This window comes from Qipengyuania xiapuensis, assembly GCF_019711395.1.
Lineage (GTDB): Bacteria > Pseudomonadota > Alphaproteobacteria > Sphingomonadales > Sphingomonadaceae > Qipengyuania > Qipengyuania xiapuensis.
This window is the reverse complement of the sequence record NZ_JAIGNL010000001.1, coordinates 42,458-60,357: the sequence shown is the minus strand read 5'-3', so window position 1 is coordinate 60,357 and position 17,900 is coordinate 42,458. Positions and strand designations below refer to the sequence as shown.

General features: G+C 65.4%; 21 protein-coding genes. 13 read left to right on the top strand and 8 right to left on the bottom strand.

All coding sequences use genetic code 11. From position 1 onward, the window contains the following. The first annotated feature begins 21 nt into the window (after positions 1-21). The 5 genes from K3163_RS00315 to wecB all read left to right on the top strand — a co-directional run bounded on the left by K3163_RS00315 (position 22) and on the right by wecB (position 4,253). Entirely contained in the window at positions 22-1,362 is a 1,341-nt protein-coding gene (locus K3163_RS00315; RefSeq protein ID WP_221427334.1) for a S41 family peptidase, read from the top strand. A gap of 19 nt (positions 1,363-1,381) precedes the next feature. Further along, positions 1,382-1,864: a disulfide bond formation protein B gene (locus K3163_RS00310; RefSeq protein WP_221550643.1), complete on the top strand. Its 483-nt coding sequence runs from the start codon at positions 1,382-1,384 to the stop codon at positions 1,862-1,864. Positions 1,865-1,874: 10 nt separating this feature from the next. After that, positions 1,875-2,405, top strand: a complete 531-nt coding sequence (locus K3163_RS00305) for a demethoxyubiquinone hydroxylase family protein (RefSeq protein WP_221427336.1) — start codon at positions 1,875-1,877, stop codon at positions 2,403-2,405. 90 nt (positions 2,406-2,495) lie between these two features. Continuing rightward, positions 2,496-3,089 (top strand): hypothetical protein, encoded by a 594-nt coding sequence (locus K3163_RS00300; protein ID WP_221427337.1) that lies wholly within the window; start codon positions 2,496-2,498, stop codon positions 3,087-3,089. Between the two features lie 42 nt (positions 3,090-3,131). Further along, a complete protein-coding gene (wecB, locus tag K3163_RS00295; RefSeq protein WP_221427338.1) occupies positions 3,132-4,253 on the top strand; it encodes a non-hydrolyzing UDP-N-acetylglucosamine 2-epimerase in 1,122 nt (373 codons plus the stop codon). 3 nt (positions 4,254-4,256) lie between these two features. On the opposite strand, the gene K3163_RS00290 is transcribed toward wecB, so the two are convergent. The 4 genes from K3163_RS00290 to K3163_RS00275 form a co-directional block, all read right to left on the bottom strand. After that, positions 4,257-5,258: an SDR family NAD(P)-dependent oxidoreductase gene (locus K3163_RS00290; RefSeq protein WP_247712419.1), complete on the bottom strand. Its 1,002-nt coding sequence runs from the start codon at positions 5,256-5,258 to the stop codon at positions 4,257-4,259. 19 nt (positions 5,259-5,277) lie between these two features. Continuing rightward, positions 5,278-6,087, bottom strand: coding sequence for an enoyl-ACP reductase FabI (gene fabI / locus K3163_RS00285; RefSeq protein WP_221550635.1), 810 nt, complete (start codon positions 6,085-6,087; stop codon positions 5,278-5,280). Further along, positions 6,084-7,037, bottom strand: coding sequence for a YihY/virulence factor BrkB family protein (locus tag K3163_RS00280; RefSeq protein ID WP_221550626.1), 954 nt, complete (start codon positions 7,035-7,037; stop codon positions 6,084-6,086). Before K3163_RS00280 ends, fabI begins: the two co-directional genes overlap by 4 nt. Positions 7,038-7,108: 71 nt before the next feature. Continuing rightward, positions 7,109-8,071 (bottom strand): DnaJ C-terminal domain-containing protein, encoded by a 963-nt coding sequence (locus K3163_RS00275; RefSeq protein ID WP_221550616.1) that lies wholly within the window; start codon positions 8,069-8,071, stop codon positions 7,109-7,111. A 201-nt stretch (positions 8,072-8,272) separates the two neighbouring features. On the opposite strand from K3163_RS00275, the gene pdxH reads away from it, so the two are divergent. Genes pdxH through K3163_RS00260 form a run of 3 tightly spaced genes read left to right on the top strand, consistent with a single transcriptional unit; the run spans position 8,273 to position 10,648 of the window. Next, positions 8,273-8,908 (top strand): pyridoxamine 5'-phosphate oxidase, encoded by a 636-nt coding sequence (gene pdxH, locus K3163_RS00270; protein ID WP_345719681.1) that lies wholly within the window; start codon positions 8,273-8,275, stop codon positions 8,906-8,908. A gap of 10 nt (positions 8,909-8,918) precedes the next feature. Then, positions 8,919-9,854 (top strand): cation diffusion facilitator family transporter, encoded by a 936-nt coding sequence (locus K3163_RS00265; RefSeq protein WP_345719680.1) that lies wholly within the window; start codon positions 8,919-8,921, stop codon positions 9,852-9,854. Further along, positions 9,851-10,648 (top strand): PhzF family phenazine biosynthesis protein, encoded by a 798-nt coding sequence (locus K3163_RS00260; RefSeq protein ID WP_221550613.1) that lies wholly within the window; start codon positions 9,851-9,853, stop codon positions 10,646-10,648. Before K3163_RS00265 ends, K3163_RS00260 begins: the two co-directional genes overlap by 4 nt. On the opposite strand, the gene K3163_RS00255 is transcribed toward K3163_RS00260, so the two are convergent. Next, positions 10,636-11,769: a serine hydrolase domain-containing protein gene (locus K3163_RS00255; RefSeq protein WP_221550610.1), complete on the bottom strand. Its 1,134-nt coding sequence runs from the start codon at positions 11,767-11,769 to the stop codon at positions 10,636-10,638. The genes K3163_RS00260 and K3163_RS00255 overlap by 13 nt on opposite strands. 35 nt (positions 11,770-11,804) lie before the next feature. Between K3163_RS00255 and K3163_RS00250 the strand changes: the two genes are divergently transcribed. Beyond that, positions 11,805-12,143 (top strand): hypothetical protein, encoded by a 339-nt coding sequence (locus K3163_RS00250; protein WP_221427343.1) that lies wholly within the window; start codon positions 11,805-11,807, stop codon positions 12,141-12,143. On the opposite strand, the gene fcl is transcribed toward K3163_RS00250, so the two are convergent. From fcl to mnmA, 3 genes are read right to left on the bottom strand one after another with little or no spacing between them, the layout of a single operon-like run. Continuing rightward, positions 12,144-13,082, bottom strand: a complete 939-nt coding sequence (gene fcl / locus K3163_RS00245) for a GDP-L-fucose synthase (protein WP_345719679.1) — start codon at positions 13,080-13,082, stop codon at positions 12,144-12,146. Beyond that, positions 13,079-14,131 carry a GDP-mannose 4,6-dehydratase gene (gene gmd, locus K3163_RS00240; RefSeq protein WP_221550608.1) on the bottom strand — a complete coding sequence of 351 codons (1,053 nt, stop codon included), beginning with the start codon at positions 14,129-14,131 and terminating at the stop codon, positions 13,079-13,081. Before gmd ends, fcl begins: the two co-directional genes overlap by 4 nt. Positions 14,132-14,191: 60 nt before the next feature. Further along, a complete protein-coding gene (mnmA, locus tag K3163_RS00235; RefSeq protein WP_221550606.1) occupies positions 14,192-15,346 on the bottom strand; it encodes a tRNA 2-thiouridine(34) synthase MnmA in 1,155 nt (384 codons plus the stop codon). Positions 15,347-15,453: 107 nt separating this feature from the next. Here mnmA and K3163_RS00230 point away from each other — a divergent pair, with 107 nt between their 5' ends. The 4 genes from K3163_RS00230 (at position 15,454) to K3163_RS00215 (ending at position 17,899) form a co-directional block, all read left to right on the top strand. Beyond that, on the top strand, positions 15,454-15,747 hold the full coding sequence (locus tag K3163_RS00230; protein ID WP_221427346.1) for a hypothetical protein: 294 nt from the start codon (positions 15,454-15,456) through the stop codon (positions 15,745-15,747). Further along, positions 15,748-16,047 carry a CtrA inhibitor SciP gene (sciP, locus tag K3163_RS00225; protein ID WP_221427347.1) on the top strand — a complete coding sequence of 100 codons (300 nt, stop codon included), beginning with the start codon at positions 15,748-15,750 and terminating at the stop codon, positions 16,045-16,047. Positions 16,048-16,205: 158 nt separating this feature from the next. Next, positions 16,206-16,472, top strand: a complete 267-nt coding sequence (locus K3163_RS00220; RefSeq protein WP_221427348.1) for a GlsB/YeaQ/YmgE family stress response membrane protein — start codon at positions 16,206-16,208, stop codon at positions 16,470-16,472. A gap of 233 nt (positions 16,473-16,705) precedes the next feature. Continuing rightward, positions 16,706-17,899, top strand: coding sequence for an efflux RND transporter periplasmic adaptor subunit (locus K3163_RS00215; RefSeq protein ID WP_221427349.1), 1,194 nt, complete (start codon positions 16,706-16,708; stop codon positions 17,897-17,899). Position 17,900 lies beyond the last annotated feature (1 nt).

Sequence of the window (17,900 nt, the reverse complement as noted above, 5' to 3'; positions counted from 1 at the left end):
AGCCCTGAAGGAATTCGCCGCATGAAGATCGCCAATCTCGCCCGTTCGGCCGCACTCGTTACCGCGGTGGCGCTGATCCCGGCAACCACGGCCGGCCTCGCCCGTGTCGACGGCAATGCCGGCCCCGAATTCGGCAAGCTCTTTGCGGTCTACGAGCGGGTGAAGGCGAGCTATGTCGAACCGGTCGAGGACGATGTCCTGATCAATGGCGCGATCGACGGCATGCTGGCCGCGCTCGACCCCCACTCCGGCTATCTCGACGGCAGCGACCTGCAGCGCCTCGAAACGATGATCGACGGCAATTACTCTGGCCTCGGCCTCTCGGTCGTGAGCGACGACGGCGCGGTGAAGATCATCTCGCCCTTCCGCGGCAGCCCGGCCGACCAGGCCGGCATCAAGGCCGGCGACTACATCACCCACCTCGATGGCGAGCTCATCTACGGCCTCGAACTCGACGAAGCCGTCGCCCGCATGCGCGGCCGCGAAGGCACGACGATCCGCCTGACGGTATTCCGTCCGGGCCGCGACGAGCCGTTCGACGTCGACGTGACGCGCGGCGTGATCGAACTCGAACCCGTCACCTGGGAACTCAAGGACGGCAACATCGGCCACATCATGGTCAACGAGTTCTCGCGCGATGTCGGCAGCGATGTCTTCGCCGCGTGGAAGGACCTCCAGACCAAGGCGACCGGCCGCATCAACGGCCTCGTGCTCGACCTGCGCTCGAACCCGGGCGGCTCGCTCGACGAGGCAGTCGCGCTGTCCGACCTGTTCCTCTCCGAAGGTCGCATCGTCACCCAGCGTGGCCGCGCCCGCGGCGAATCGGTGGCTTACGATGCAGAGACCGTCTTCCGCGGGGATATCGCCGAAGGCCTGCCTATCGTCGTGCTGATCGACGCCGGTTCGGCCTCGGCCAGCGAGATCGTCGCCGGCGCGCTGCAGGATCATCGCCGCGCAGTCGTCATGGGCAATCGCAGCTTCGGCAAGGGCAGCGTCCAGTCGCTCCTGCCGCTCGGTCGCAACGCCGCGCTGAAGCTGACGACGGCACGTTACTACACGCCGTCGGGCCACTCGGTGCAGGAAGGCGGCATCAAGCCCGATATCGACGTGCCGCAGCTGTCCGATCCGGACCTCGCCCGCCGCAGCAAGTTCATCATGCGCGAGAGCGACCTTCGCGGTCACCTCGTCAACGAACTCGGCCTCAAGGACGAGGACATGGAGCGCGACCAGCGCGACGATCCGCGTTTCCAGCTGACCGCCGAGGAGCTAGAGGAACAGGGCATCGAGGACTTCCAGCTGCACTACGCGATCGAAACGCTGCGCCGGACCACGCCGAGCGCCGTTGCCAGCCGCGCAAAGTAAGGATAGCGCTTCGGGCGCAATGACAGAGACTTCCTCACTGCGAATGGCCCAGCGCCTCGCGCTTGCCGTGCCCGCTGCCCTGCTGGCCGGCGCCTATGTGTCGCAATACGGTTTCGACCTCTATCCGTGCGAAATGTGCTGGTGGCAGCGCTGGCCCCATTTCGCCGCGCTGGCCTTTGCACTGATGGGCTTCTTCCTCGCGCCCAAGCGGCTGTGGGTTTCGCTTGCGGCGGGCGGCATCCTCACCTCCGGGCTCATCGGCCTGTTCCATGCTGGCGTCGAATACGACTGGTGGCAAGGGCTGACCTCCTGCACTGCCATCCCGCAGGCGGCCGAAGGCCAGAGCGCGCTCGATGCGATCATGAATGCGCCTGTCATCCGCTGCGACGAGGCACCATGGACGTTCCTGGGCATTAGTCTGGCGGGATTCAATTTCCTGATCTCGACCGGCGCTGCGCTGGTCATCTTCAACCTGCTGCGCAAGGACGCCGCGAAGGCATAGAGACCCGAGAATGACCAAGAAAACTCCCGACCACATCGCCCGGATGATCCGCGTCGACCAGGCAGGCGAGTTCGGCGCGACGCGGATCTATGCCGGTCAGCTCGCCGTGATGGGTGACCGCGGACCCGATTCGGCAGAAATTGCCGGGATGGCCGAACAGGAAGCCGGACACCGGGCCAAGTTCGACGCGCTGATGGCGCGCCGCGGCGTGCGTCCGACCGCCCTCCAGCCCTTCTGGGACAAGGCGGGATTCGCGCTCGGCGCGGCCACCGCGCTGATCGGCCCCGAGGCTGCCATGGCCTGCACCGCTGCGGTCGAAACCGAGATCGACAAGCACTACTCGGACCAGCTCGACCAGCTCGAGGCGACCAACGAGGATCCCGAACTCGCTGCCATGATCGAGGAATTCCGCGAGGACGAGCGCGAGCACCGCGATGCCGCGCTCGCGGCAGGTGCCGAACGCGCGCCCGCCTATCCGCTCCTCTCGGGCATCATCCGCCTGGGCTGCAAGGCCGCGATCAAGATTTCCGAGCGTATCTGACGCGAAGGCGCGGGGTGCGCCCAAGCGCTTCATTGACAGTTCACCCGACAAGGCGCCTAAATGCGCATCGACCCATTTGCGAGGCCCAGCATGACCAAGTCCCTCATTGCCCTTTCCGTCTTCGGAGCCGCAGCCATCGCCGCGCCCGTACAGGCGCAGACCCCGGTCGAGACGGGCGACGACAGCTACAACATGGTCATCGTCTACGGCGACGACGAATGCCCGCAGGGCGACGACGGCACGATCGTAGTGTGCGCGCGCAAGGCGGAAAGCGAACGCTACCGCATTCCCGAGGCCCTGCGCTTCACCGACGGTCCGCAGGCGCAGGCCTGGGCAGAGCGTGTCGAACGCCTCGAGATGGTCGGCAAGAGCGGCATCATGTCCTGCTCGCCCACCGGTGCGGGCGGCTTCACCGGCTGTACGCAGGAGCTGATCGCGAAAGCCTATGACGACCGCGAGAACGCCTCCGAAGTGCGCTTCAGCGAGATCATCAATGCCCAGCGCGAAGAGCGCCTTGCCGGTATCGACGAGGAAGCCGAGCGCACCCAGGCCGAAGTGGAATCGATCGAGCGGGCCTACATGGAGCGCCTCGAGCGCGAGCGTGCAGGCGAGGCCGGCGAAGAAGAGCCGCTGCCCGAGACCACGCCCGAACCCGAAGTCGTCGCGGGCGACCCGGAGGGCTGAATTTCCGTTTGATTTCAGGATGTTTGGCGTTAGACCTCGCGCATGGGGTCGGGCGCACGCATTCTCGTTGTCTTCGGTACGCGGCCCGAAGCGATCAAGCTGTTCCCGCTGATCCATGCGCTTGAAGCCGATCCGCGCTTCGAAGTGCGGGTCTGCGTTTCCGCCCAGCACCGCGAGATGCTCGACCAGGTGCTTGGCCTTGCCGGCATCGTCCCCGACCATGATCTCGACCTCATGCGTGAAGGCCAGTCGCTCGACGACCTGACCGCGCGTGCGCTGACCGGCATCGGGAAGGTGCTGGACGAGGAATGTCCAGACTGGGTGGTGGTGCAGGGCGATACGACCACTGTCATGGCCGCGGCGCTCGCCGCGCATTACCGGCAGATACCGGTCTGCCATGTCGAGGCGGGGCTGCGCAGCGGCGATCTCTCGCAGCCATGGCCCGAGGAGGCGAACCGCCGCATGGTTGGAGCGATCGCGAGCCTCCACTGCGCGCCCACGAGGACGAGCGCCGAGGCTCTGCTGCGAGAAAACATTCCTTCCGCGACGATCCACGTGACCGGCAATACCGTCATCGATGCGCTGCACTGGGTGTCGCAGCGCACGGATGCAGAACCCTCGCTGGTTTCCGGGATGACCGAGCTCGAACAGCGGTTCGCCGGAAAGCGGATCATCGGCCTGACCAGTCATCGCCGCGAGAATCTTGGGCAGGGCATGGCAAACATCGCCAAAGCGGTTAGACATGTCGCCTCACGGGATGATGCTGCGGTTATTTTCCCCATGCATCGCAATCCCGAAGTCCGCGCCATCATGCACGAGCAACTCGGCGGCCTCGACAATGTCGCGCTGATCGAGCCGCTCGACTACCTGCATTTCGCCCGCCTGCTCTCGGTCTGCCATATCGTCCTCACCGACAGCGGCGGCGTCCAGGAGGAAGCCCCCGCGCTGGGCAAGCCGGTGCTGGTCATGCGCGAGACCACCGAGAGGCCCGAAGGCGTGACGGCGGGCACGGCGCGGCTGGTCGGCACCTGTCCGCACAGGATCGTTCGCGAAACCGAGCGCCTGCTCGACGATCCGCGCGCGCATGCCGCGATGGCGCGGGCGCACAACCCCTATGGCGACGGAAAATCGGCGCAGCGAATCTGCGAGCTGCTCGCCGGCTGACGCCTAGACCTTGTGGTACGCGCGGTACCACTCGACGAATTGCGGGATGCCCTGTTCGATGCTCGTGGTCGGCTGGTAGCCGATGTCGCGCTGGATCGCGTCGATATCGGCATAGGTCTTTTCGACATCGCCGGGCTGCATCGGCATGAGTTGGACCTCCGCCTTCTTCCCGCAGGCCTGTTCGATCAGCTCGATCACGCGGGTCAGCTTCTCGCTGCGGTGGTTGCCGATATTGTAGAGCGCATGCGGCTTGACGCTGCCGCCTGCCTTTTCGGTCCCGTCATCTGCCGGAGGCTTGTCGAGACAGGCGACCACCCCGCTCACGATATCTTCGATGAAGGTGAAATCGCGCCACATTTCGCCCTCGTTGAAGACCTTTATCGGCCTGCCGGACAGGATCGCGTCGGTGAACAGCCAGAGCGCCATGTCGGGCCGGCCCCATGGGCCGTAGACGGTGAAAAACCTCAGGCCCGTGAGCGGCGTGCGGTAGAGATGGGCATAGGTCTCGCTCATCAGCTCGTCCGCCTTCTTGGTGGCGGCATAGAGCGAGACGGGGTGGTCGGCGCGGTCCTCGACCGAGAAGGGCAGCTTGTCGTTGCCGCCATAGACCGATGACGAGCTCGCATAGACCATGTGCGCGCTCTCGCGGTGGCGGGCGATCTCGAGCATGTTCACATGCCCCATGAGGTTCGCCTCGACATAGGCGCGCGGGTTCTCGAGGCTGTAGCGAACGCCCGCCTGCGCCCCGAGGTGCACGATGCTGTCGAACGCCTCGCCATCGAGCGCTGCGGAAAGCGCGTCCCAGTCGGAGAAATCGACTTGCTTGAAGGCGAAGGCATCGGGGGCCGCCTCGCGCACATGCGCCACGCGGTCGTGCTTCAGCGAGACCTGGTAATAATCGTTGAGGTTGTCGATCCCGAGAACCTCGTCGCCGCGCGCGCAGAGCCGCTCTGCCACCGCCGCGCCGATGAAGCCTGCGGCTCCTGTTACCAGTACTCTCGCCAAGTCACCCCCCGTTGTGCCGTCAGCCCTTGTCGAGTGCGATGTCGGGCGCGTCTTCCTGCTTCATGCCGACCACGTGGTAGCCCGCATCGACGTGATGCGTTTCGCCGGTCACGCCGCTGGAAAGATCGGACAGGAAGTAGAGGCCCGAGCCGCCGACATCCTCGATCGTGACATTGCGACGCAGCGGCGAGTTGTACTCGTTCCACTTCAAGATGTAGCGGAAGTCGCCGATGCCGCTGGCCGCGAGCGTCTTGATCGGGCCCGCGCTGATCGCATTCACGCGAATGCCCTCGGGGCCGAGATCGTTGGCGAGGTACTGTACGCTGGTTTCCAGCGCCGCCTTGGCCACGCCCATGACGTTGTAGTGCGGGATGACCTTTTCCGCGCCGTAATAGGTCAGCGTCAGGATGCTGCCGCCGTTCGGCATCATCTCGCGGGCGCGCTTGGCCACCGCGACGAGGCTGTAGGCCGAGATGTTCATCGTCATCAGGAAGTTGTCGAGGCTGGTGTCGACATACTTGCCGCGCAGCTCGCTCTTGTCGGAGAAGCCGATCGCGTGGACCACGAAATCGATCGTGTCCCAGCGCTCCTTCAGCGTATCGAATGCCTTGTCGAGCGCATCCATGTCCGACACGTCGCATTCGAAGACGAAATCGCTGCCCAGCTGTTCGGCGAGCGGGCCGACGCGCTTCTTCAGCGCTTCGCCCTGGTAGGAGAACGCCATCTCCGCGCCCTGTTCCTTCAGCTGCTTGGCAATCCCCCAGGCCAGCGACTTGTCGTTGGCGAGACCCATGATGAGGCCGCGCTTGCCTGCCATCAATCCGCTCATGTTTCGCATCCTTCCTGCTCGCTGAGCATTTCCTTCTCGAGCTGCGCCCGGCGTTCCTCGTCGGTCTCTTCGGCCAGTTCCTCTTCCGGAGTTTCGGCCAGCGCAGCGTTCAATTCCGCGCCGATAACCACCCCGAGGCCGACAAGCCAGAAAAAGAACAGCGCGATCATCACGCCGGCCAGCCCGCCGTAGGTGAGGTTGTAGGCAAAGAAACGGCTCAGCACCGCAGGCATAACCGTGGTCACCGCGATCCACCAAAAGGTCGTCAGGAGTACTCCTGGCCATTTCGGATAGCGACCTCCGCGATATTTCGAGGGCGTGAGCGTGTAGAAGATGAGGTAGAGCGAGGCGAAGAGGCCGAAGGCGGGCACGATGCGCGATATCTGCAGCGCGGCGAGGCGGTCGATCAGTTCGGGGAAGTAGGCCTCGATGATTTCCTGCGCGGTGCCGATCACGAATTGCGCCATCAGGCTGAGCATCAACAGCAGCACCGCCCCGAGGATCACGGCGGTCGAGAAGAGGCGGTATTTCCAGAAGGCCTGCGTCGGCTCCGTGCCATAGGCGCGGCGCAATATGTCGCGGATCGTCTCGATCAGGCTGCCCACGGTCCACAGCGCCACTGCCGCGCCCGCCCACAGGAGCCAGCCCGAGCGGGCCTGGATCACGTCGCGTGCCACCGGTTCGATCACGTTCCCCACCACCGGGGGCAGGGCATAGAGCACCGCATTGATGGTCGCCGCACGCTCGCTTTCCTCGCCGATCGCGGAGAAGATCGCCGCGCCGAGGATGAAGAAGGGGAAGATCGAAAGCATCGCGAGATAGGCAAGGTTGCCCGCGTGGATGAAGCCGTCGTTATAGGTGCCGATCAGCGTGCGCTTGGCCACTTCCCACGCGCGCGTTCCGGGGCCGACATGGCGCTCGATCCGGCCGCGCAGGTGGGCCGCCTCCATCCGCCGCGCCTCGGGAGACAGCGAGTGGATCTCGCGTTCCTTGGGCGGGGGTAGATCGGCGTCGGACAGGATTACACCTGGAGCTTGCTGCGCGGGTCGCTTTCGTCCTTCCACCCATCGAGCCGCTTGGCAAGTTCCTCTAGATTTTCAGGAAGCTGGATTTCGAGCGTCACGAGCTGGTCGCCGCGGGTGCCGTTCTTTCGGGTGAATCCCTTGCCCTTGAGGCGCAGGACCGTGCCGCCATGCGTGCCGGGCTTGATGGTCATCATCACCGGCCCGTCGACCGTGGGCACACGCACCTTGCCGCCGTTCACCGCTTCGTCGAGCGTGATCGGCAGGTCGAAGCGCACGTCGTCGCCTTCGCGCTTGTAAACCTTGTGCTTGTCGATCCGGATGGTGACGATGCCGTCGCCCGCTCCGGCCGGGCCCTGTTCGCCCTTGCCCTTGAGGCGCATCTGCGTGCCGTCCTCGAGGCCCTTGGGCAGCTTCAGGTCGATGGTCTTGCCGTCCGCGAGCGTGATTCGCTGGTCGCGCAGTGTCGCCGCATCGATGAAGGGTACGCGCAGTGTGTAGCCGATGTCGGCTCCTTTGCGCGGGGGCGGGCGCCTGCCGGCAAAGCCTCCGCCCGGGCCGCCGCTGCGTGCGCGGCCACCGCCGAACAGACCTTCGAAGATATCGCCGAGGTCGACCTGGTCGTTGCCGAAGCCCTGGAAATCCTCCGCGCGGAAGCCGCGCTGTCCGCCGCCCGCGCCTCCGAAACCGCCGCCGCCACCGCCGAAGCCGCCGCCCATCCCGCCGAAGGGATTGGTGGGATTGCCTTCCATGTCGATCTCGCCGCGATCGAACTGGGCGCGCTTGTCCTTGTCGGACAGGAGGTCGTAGGCTTTGGTCACGTCGGAGAATTTCTCCGCCGCCTTGGGATTGTCCTTGTTCTTGTCCGGATGCAGCTCCTTGGCGAGCTTGCGATAGGCGCTCTTGATCGCCTTCTCGTCTGCCGAGCGCGTTACGCCGAGGGTGGAATACGGGTCTGCCATGGTGTGTTAGCTAGTTGCTACGCTTATCTTCCGCAAGCTGCGAGCCTTTCCTACAATTGCACAGGCGGCTAGGGGACGCCACATGCGCAGGTACAATCCTCCGAAAGTCGCCGAAGTTCCGGCGTTTGCGGGCGGATTGCAGGCCTTGCGTTTTTTCTCCCTGGACCGTGTTCCATCCGTTCCAAGCTGTAGGAGTGCCCCGTGACCGAGACTGTGGACGACACGAAGAGCGCGATTCCGGTCACCGACCCCTTCGCCCTGTTCGAGAAGTGGTTCGGCGAGGCCAAGGAAACCGAGCCCAACGATCCCAACGCCATGGCGCTGGCGACGGCGACGCCCGAGGGCCGCCCCTCGGTGCGCATGGTCCTGCTGAAGGGTCATGGCAGCGGGTTGGGTGAGGGCGGAGGATTCGTCTTCTACACCAACGCCGAAAGCCGCAAGGGCGAGGAAATCCGCGCCAACATGCACGCCAGCCTCCTGTTCCACTGGAAGAGCCAGCGCCGCCAGATCCGCATCGAGGGCCCGCTCACCGAGGTGAGCGAGGAGCAGGCCGATGCCTATTTCCACTCGCGCCCGCGCGCCTCGCAGATCGGTTCGGCGGCCAGCGACCAGTCGCGCCCGCTTCCCGAACGGCAGGTCTATCTCGACCGCGTGGCCGCGCTGGAAGAGCGCTTCCCCGAAGGCGATATCCCGCGCCCGCCGCACTGGACCGGCTTCCTGCTGTGCCCGCGTGCGATCGAATTCTGGCACGACCGCAAGTATCGTCTCCACGACCGCCGCCGCTTCACCCGCGAGGGACCGAAGGACGCCTGGTCGAACACGCTGCTCTATCCGTGAGGCCCGACGAGTGACCGACAACCGCGCCCTTCTGGCCCGCTCGGCGGCCATGGCATCGATCACTGTCGCGGTGATCCTCGTCCTGCTCAAGACATGGGCGAGCTGGCGCACCGGCTCGACTGCCATGCTCGGCAGCCTTGCCGATTCCGCGCTCGACCTCATTGCCAGCATCGCCACGCTGACCGGTGTGTGGATTGCATCGATGCCTGCCGACGAGGACCACCGGTTCGGCCACGGCAAGGCCGAGGCACTGGCGGCCATTGTCCAGGTCATGCTGATCACGATTTCGGCCTTCGGCATCGCGGTGCGCGCGATCACGCAGCTCGTTGAAGGAAGCGAGGTCAAGGCGGCCGAAGAGGGCATAGCCGTCTCGGTCTTCGCGATCGTGCTGACCTTCGCACTGCTAGGCTGGCAGCGCTATGTGATGAACCGGACGCGCAGCCTGGCGATCCAGACCGACCACCTGCATTACAAATCGGACCTCTTTCTCAACCTCGCGGTGATCGCGGCGCTGGTCATCGACCAGATGCTCGGGGTGACCGGTGCCGACCCGCTGTTCGGTCTCGCGATTGCCGCATGGCTCGGCTGGGGTGCCTATTCGGCCGCCCGCGATGCGGTCGACGATTTGATGGACCGCGAATGGCCCGAAGAGAAACGGCTCGCCTTCGTCGAAGCGGCGGCGCGTCATCCGGAGCTGTCCAACCTCCACGACTTGCGCACCCGCACCAGCGGCAATCGGGACTTCGTGCAGTTCCACGTCGACCTGCCGGGCGAGATGACGGTCGAGGAAGCGCACGACATCATCGAGCGGGTGGAAGAAGACCTTCGTGGCCGCTTCCCGGGGATGGAGCTACTCATCCACATCGACCCCGTGGGTCATGTCGACGAGCCGGACAACCCGCTCGCCGAGGCCGACGAATTCGCCAAGCTCGAGGACGACGAATGACGAGGACGCTTCCCTATTGGCACGTCGATGCCTTCGCCTCGCGCCCCTTCGAGGGTAACCAGGCGGCGGTCATGCCGCTCGATGAGTGGCTGCCCGACGATGTGCTGCAGGCCATCGGCGTGGAGAACAACTTCGCCGAAACCGCCTTCCTCGTTCCCGACGCGAGCGGCGAGGCCGACTGGGAGCTGCGCTGGTTCACCCCGACCGAGGAAGTCCGGCTGTGCGGCCATGCGACGCTGGCGAGCGGGCATGTCCTGCTGACCCGCGACGGAGGCGAGCGGGTCACTTTGCGCACGCGCAAGGCGGGCGTCCTCGAAGTGTCGAAGGCAGGCGATGGCTACGAGCTCGCGCTGCCGGCCATCCCGACGAGCCGCGGCGAGTGGGACGAGGCGGTCGCGCTGCTCGGCGCGAAGCCGCAGGAAGTCTGGCTCAACCCCGACGGCTACGGCATCTACCTGTTCGAGACCGAGGAAGAGGTGCGCGCGCTCGATCCCGATCTGCGGGGCCTCAGGGCGCTCGGGAACGACCAGTTCATCTGCACCGCGCCCGGATCAGACACCGATATCGTCAGCCGTGTCTTCGTGCCCGGCGGCGGCGTGGACGAGGACAGCTTCACCGGCTCCGCCCATGCCTGCCTCACCCATTTCTGGGCGAACCGGCTCGGCCGCGACAGCTTCACCGCCTTCCAGGCCTCGCAGCGCGGCGGCCACGCGACTTGCCGGCTCGAGGGCGACAAGGCGATCCTCGGCGGATCTTGCGTGACCGTGGTGGAAGGTAGCTTCTACCTGCCCTGAACGGGGTAGAGTTCCATGATGTCGGCGACCTGCTGGAGCATCGCGATGCGCTCATCGCGGTTCGAATGACCGAGGCGCACGATCGTCAGCCCCTGTTCGGGCGAGACGATCACGTACTGGCCCATGTGTCCGATCATGGCGAACATCGATTGCGGAGCGCGGTTCGGGAAGAGCGGGTGCTCGGGCTCGCCATTGGGGCGGTTGAGCCAGGTCTGGAGGCCGTAATGCGGGCTGGCGGGGCTGGGAGCGACCATCTTCTCGATCCAGCTTCGCGGGACGAGCTGCTCGCCGCGGTGCGAGCCCTTGCGGCGCATGAGTTCGCCGAGCTTCGCCCAGTCGCGCGCGGTGGCGTGCATCAGGCTGCCGCCCACGAGCGTGCCCGCGCGGTCGAATTCGGGGACCATCGAGGTCATTCCGAGCGGCTCGAACAGGCGCGCGTCGAGATAGTCGCTCACCGCGCGGCGGCGCGCCTCGGCATGGTCGGCATCGGCCAGCGTGCGCGCCGCGATATCGGCGAGGATGACAGTGGTGTTGGAGGAATATTCGAACTTCTCGCCCGGCTCGGCCTCGGGCGGCTGCGCGGTGGCATAGTCCGCCATGTCGTCACGCCCGTCGAGGAAGAGCATGCGCACCTCGCTGCTCTCGTAGGGCACGGGGCCGGCCTCGGTGTGCTCGAGCCCGGCGCGCATCTGGAGGAGGTGACGCAAGGTGATGTCCGCGCGCGGATCGCCGCTGCGCTGCCAGCGCGGAACGGGGGCGGGCTCGTCTAGGCGCAGCAGGCCGTCGCCGACGAGCTGTCCGATGAGAAGCGCGGTGACCGTCTTGGCCATCGACCAGCTGACGAAGCGGGTCTCGGCGTCGTAGCCTGCGCCATAGCGTTCGGCGGCGAGCTTGCCGTCGTGCATCACGATCAGCGCGCGGGTTTCGCCGAGGCCTTCCATGCGGAAAAGGTCGTCCACCTCACGCGCCAGCGCCTTGGTCGGCGCACCCGGATCGGCGGTCACCGCCGAGAGCGCTTCGTCCGAAAGCGGGGGTTCTTCGGCAGGGCCGGGGGCGCCGCAGCTCGCAAGGGTTGTAGCGGCAAGGGCAAGGGCGATAAGGGGGCGCGACCACACTGACATGCAATCGTCACTCGCATGAGGAACTGACCCGCGCAATGGCCAAAAAACGCTCTCTCTTCACCCGCTGGTGGTTCTGGTTGCTGGTGGTCGTCGCCGCGCTGCTGGCGGCCGGTTGGGTCGCCTACGGCGAGGACATGCGGCGCACGAGCGAGGCGGGCACGGCCTATGCGGCGCGGGTCGCCTGTTCGTGCCGCTATGTCGCCGGGCGCAGCCTCGACGATTGCGGGAAGGACAAGCTTGCCGGGATGGAACTGGTCATGCTGAGCGAGAACACGACCAACCGCAGCGTGACCGCGTCGATCCCGTTCGTCGCTTCCGACACGGCGTCCTACCGCGAGGGATATGGCTGCGTATTGCAGCAGTGGGATCGCTGATCAGCGGGCGACGTCGCTGAGGTAAGCCTCGTAGGCCGTTTGCAGGCCATCCTCGAGACCGACCGAAGAGGTCCAGCCCATCGCCCTGAGACGCGAGGAATCCATCAGCTTGCGCGGCGTGCCGTTGGGCTTGGTGGTGTCGCATTCGATCCGGCCTTCGAAACCGACCGTTTGTGCGACGAGGCCCGCGAGATCGCGGATCGAGACCTCCTCGCCCGAGCCGACATTGATGTGGCCTTCCTCCGAATATTCGCGCAGCAGGAAGATGCAGGCATCGGCGAGATCGTCAACATGCATGAATTCGCGCATCGGCGTGCCGCTTCCCCAGATCGCAACGCTGTCCGCACCCGATAGCTTCGCCTCGTGGAAGCGGCGGATCATCGCCGGGATGACGTGGCTGCTCTGCGGGTCGTAGTTGTCGCCCGGGCCGTAGAGATTGGTCGGCATGGCGGAAATGAAATCGCAGCCGTACTCCCGGCGATAGCTGGCGGCGAGCTTGAGGCCCGCGATCTTCGCGATCGCATAGGCCTCGTTGGTCGGTTCGAGCGCGCCGGTGAGCAATGCGTCCTCGGTGATCGGCTGCTCGGCATGCTTGGGGTAGATGCAGGAGGAGCCGAGGAACAGCAGCTTCTCGCAGCGCTGCCTCCTCGCGGTCTCGATCACGTTCGCCGCGATCATGAGGTTGTCGTAGAGAAACTCGCCCGGCCGCTCGCTGTTGGCAAGAATACCGCCGACCCTTGCCGCAGCGAGGATAACCGCATCGGGCCTGTTATCGGAGAACCAGCGGCGCACCTCGGCCTGTTCGCGCAGGTCGAGCGAACGTTCGGCAGTGAGGATTTCGCAGTCCTCGCTCTCGAGCCGCCGCACCAATGCCTGCCCCACCATCCCGCGATGGCCGGCGACGTAGATGCGCTTTCCCGAAAGCGCGTAGCGGCTCACGATCTCGCGGCCTTCATCGCTTCCATGTCCGCGGCCAGCATCTCGCTCGCCAGTTCGCGCGCCGAGGTCTGCGCTTCCCAGCCCAGTTCGGCCTTGGCCTTGGAAGCGTCGCCCAAAAGGAAATCGACTTCGGTCGGCCGGAAGTACCGCGGATCGATCTCGACGAGGCACCTGCCGGTCTTCGCGCAGAACCCCTTCTCGTCCTCGCCCTCTCCGCGGAATTCGAGCTCGATGCCCGCGTCCTCGAACACCCAGCGGGTGAAGTCTCGCACGCTCGAGGTCTTGCCCGTCGCGAGCACGTAATCCTGAGGCACGTCCTGCTGCAGCATCATCCACATGCCGCGCGCATATTCGCGGGCGTGGCCCCAGTCGCGTTGCGCATCGAGATTGCCGAGATAGAGCCGGTCCTCGATGCCAAGCGCGATCGCCGCGACACCGCGAGTGATCTTGCGCGTGACGAAGGTCTCGCCGCGGACCGGGCTTTCATGGTTGAACATGATCCCGCAGGAGGCGTGCATATTGTACGCCTCGCGGTAGTTCACCGTGATCCAGTGCGCATAGAGCTTGGCCACCGCATAGGGGCTGCGCGGGTAGAAGGGAGTCGTTTCGGTCTGCGGCGTTTCCTGCACCAGCCCGAACATCTCGCTGGTCGAGGCCTGGAAGAAGCGCGTGTGACCTTCGAGCTTGAGGATGCGGATCGCCTCGAGCAGGCGGAGCGCGCCGAGTGCATCGGCATTGGCCGTATATTCGGGCGTCTCGAAGCTCACCTGCACGTGGCTTTGCGCGGCAAGGTTGTAGACCTCGTGCGGCTGCACTTCCTGCACCACGCGGATGATGTTGGTGGCATCGGTCACGTCGCCGAAATGCAGGTGCATCTGGGGATCGGGATCGTGCGGATCCTCGTAGATGTCTTCGATCCGGCCGGTGTTGAACGAGGACGAGCGACGCTTCACGCCGTGGACCTCGTAGCCCTTCTCCAGGAGCAGGCGCGCAAGATACGACCCGTCCTGTCCGGTGACCCCGGTTATCAATGCCCGCTTGGCGCTCAACCCGTTTCTCCTTTTATGGCGCTGCGGTAAGGAAAGGGCCGCCGGTTTGGCAAGCGTCGCCTAGGCGGAAACCCCCGTCGTGGCGTCGATCCAGCCTCCGCCGACGACCCTGTCACCTGCATAGAGGACAGCGGCCTGCCCGGGCGCGACGCCGTATTCGGGCTCCGCGAAACGGATCGTGGTGGGCGCATTGTCCCCCAGTGGACCCTCGAGCGTGACGGGAACCGGCTTGGCAAGGCTGCGCACCTTCGCCGTAAGCTGCACGTCGGGGAGCGGGCCGATACGGTTGGTCTCGACGACATGTGCCGCTTCCACTGCAAGCATGCGCTTGGGGCCGACCTTTACCTCGGCATTCTCGGCGTCGATGCCCACGACATAGAGCGGTTCGGGCTGGCCCCCGATCTCGAGGCCGCGGCGCTGGCCGACGGTGTAGTGAATCACGCCCTTGTGCTCGCCCAGCGTTTCGCCGCTCGCGGCATGGACGATCTTGCCCGGGCGCGCGCCCTCGGGGCGCATCTTCTTGACGATCTTCGCATAGTCGCCGTCGGGCACGAAGCAGATGTCCTGGCTGTCGGGCTTGGCAGCGTTGCGCAGGCCGGCGGCCTCGGCAAGCTCGCGAACCTCGCTCTTGGGCAGGCCGCCGAGGGGGAAGCGCAGGTAGTCGAGCTGGTCCTCGGTCGTGGCGTAGAGGAAGTATGACTGGTCGCGCGCCGGATCGAGCGCGCGGTGCAGCTCGGGTCCGGCTGGTCCCATCACGCGGCGGACGTAATGTCCCGTGGCGAGGCAGTCCGCGCCCAGTTCGCGCGCCATCGCGAAGAGATCGGTGAACTTGGGGCCCATGTTGCAGCGGATGCAGGGCACCGGCGTGCGGCCTGCAAGATACTCGTCTGCAAAGGTCTCGACCACTTCCTCGCGAAAGGCGCTTTCGTGGTCGGAAACATAATGCGCAATGCCGAGCCGGTCGGCGACCGCGCGCGCGTCGGCGATATCGTCGCCCGCACAGCATGCGCCCTTGCGGCCCGTCGCGGCGCCGTAGTCATAGAGCTGCAGCGTGATCCCGATGACTTCCGCGCCGCTCTTCGCGGCAAGCGCGGCGACCACCGAGCTGTCGACACCGCCCGACATGGCGACCACGATCCGGCACTCGGACGCGGGACGCGGCAAGTCGAAAAGATCGGCGGCTGAGGCCGCATCGAGAAGACGGGATTCGGGCATGGCGCGCCCCTTACACGCCTTGGCCGCGCGCCTCCAGCATTTCCCTTGGAATGCCTGCGATGCGATGTTTCACAGACTCTTTACCATGTTGGACTATTCCGAGTCGCATGTTCGAGGGGCACATCAACAAGAAGGCATTCGTGCAGGGGCGCGAATCCGACGTTTTGCACCAGTTTCGCTGGACCGACCTGGTCGCGAAGCTGTCGGCGACTCGCGAGCTGCGCGAGGAACTGTCGAAATCCGAGACCGGGGGGTTCGAGGCTTTCGGCGAAGTTCGCCGCGAAAGCGACGAAGAAAGTAAACGGCCTGTTAACCAAGCTGATTTAACTCATGGCAAATCAAGCGGGTTAGAGAGTGGTCGAGCCGCAAATGGTGCGGTGCATGGCGACCGAGAGAAATAGATGATCGAAAACCAGGACATCCGCCCTGCACAGGTGATTGGCCCGCTTGGCGAGCCGCTGACCCTTGACGACCTGCCTTCGCCCAAGACGAAGCGCTGGGTGGTGCGTCGCAAGGCCGAAGTGGTCGCTGCGGTAAATGGCGGCCTTCTTACTATCGACGAAGTGCTCGAGCGCTACGGCCTGACGCTGGAAGAATTCGCGTCCTGGCAGCGCGCTGTCGATCGTTCGGGCATGCAGGGACTGCGCGTGACCCGCATCCAGCACTATCGCGACCTTTACGAGCGCCAGTTCAAGTACTGATCCAAGGGGTTATCCCGCCAATCCGCCACGCGCGGCGCGGGAACCTTTCGCTTGCAATACCGCTTGAAACCTGTCCCCATGCAGAAAGGGGGCCGGTCCGGCATGCCTTGCGCATTGCGAGGTGATGTCCTGACCGGACTAAAACAGGAGGAATTGCAATGGGTTGGATTATCGCACTTATCGTCGGTGGTATCGCGGGCTGGCTTGCGAGCCTCGTCATGAACCGTGACGCCTCGATGGGCATTTTCTGGAATATCGTGGTCGGCTGCGTCGGCTCCGTCATCGGCAACCTGATTGCCGGCCCGCTGCTGGGCATTTCGGGCAGCGTGCAGGAGTTCTCGCTCACCGGACTGATCATCGCCATCGTCGGCGCCGTCGTCCTGCTTGGCATCGCCAACCTCGTTCAGCGTGGCCGCGTGCGGTAAGCACAGGCGACAATTTGAGCCAAAAAGGGGCGGCACGGGTCAATCGTGCCGCCCTTTTTGCATTTTACGCGGCGCGCGACGCACTTCGTCAGGCGTGCTATGCCCCCGGTCGAGTTGCTGATTGCCCCGCCTCACGCTTGGTTCTAGGCAACGAATCCACGGTCTTGCGCTTTGTGATTTAGTCGACTAATACACTCAGCCAACGACGGCCGCGACAAGACGGGGCAGATAAGATGACGTATGAATCGGATATCAAGGCACAGGGCGATGAACCCGTGGCGGTAACACTCGATGGCAACACCATCGGCGAGCCGGCGGAAGAACGTTCGCGCACGCGCCTGTACGTGATCATCGGCATCGCGCTGCTCGCGGCGATTATCGCTGCCTACGTCTTCCTGACGATGGGCGCCGAGGAAGAAGTGGCCGACCGCGGAGCGCAGGCGCCGGCGATCACCGTCGTTTCGCCCGGCCGCACGACGGTCGAGGGCCAGATCGTCGCTACCGGCGTGCTGGCTGCCCGCCGTGAAGCGCCCGTCGGCGTTGTCGGCGAAGGCGGCCGCGTGGTCTCGATCCCCGTCGAAGCGGGTGACTGGGTCCGCCAGGGCCAGGTCCTCGCGGTGATCGACCGTTCGGTCCAGTCGCAGCAGGCGCGCGCCGCCGCAGCACAGGTCGAAGTGGCGCAGGCCGATGCAAACCTCGCCCAGTCGAACCTCGACCGCGCTCTCCAGCTGGTCGAGCGCGGCTTCGTCTCGACCGCGGACGTCGATCGCCTGACGGCAACGCGCGATGCCGCCGTGGCCCGTGTACGCGTGGCCCAGGCCTCGCTCAGCGAACTCAATGCCCGCAACGCACGCCTCAACATCGTCGCTCCGTCGGCAGGCCTCGTGCTCGAACGTAATGTCGAGGTCGGTGCCACCGTCTCGGCGGGCTCGGGCGCGCTGTTCCGCCTCGCCCGCGGCGGCGAGATCGAAATGCTGGCCCAGGTCGGCGAAGAACAGCTTGCGCGCCTCAGCGCAGGCGTCTCGGCAGAGGTAACGCCGGTCGGCACTGCCCAGACCTTCACCGGTCAGGTGTGGCAGATCTCGCCCACGATCGATGCCCGCAACCGCCAGGGCACCGCGCGCATCGCGCTGTCCTATGACCCGGCTCTGCGTCCCGGCGGCTTTGCCACCGCACGCATCCTCAGTGGCACCACCACTGCGCCGCTGCTTCCCGAAAGCGCCGTCCTGTCGGACAGCCAGGGCAGCTTCGTCTACGTCGTCGATGACGAGAACAAGGTGCAGCGAATGGCGGTCGAAACCGGCATGGTCACCAGCGATGGCGTCGTCATCGAGAGCGGCATCTCGGGCAACGAGAAGATCGTCCTGCGCGCCGGCGGCTTCCTGACCGAAGGCGAAACGGTGAACCCGCGGTCCGCCAGCGAATAAG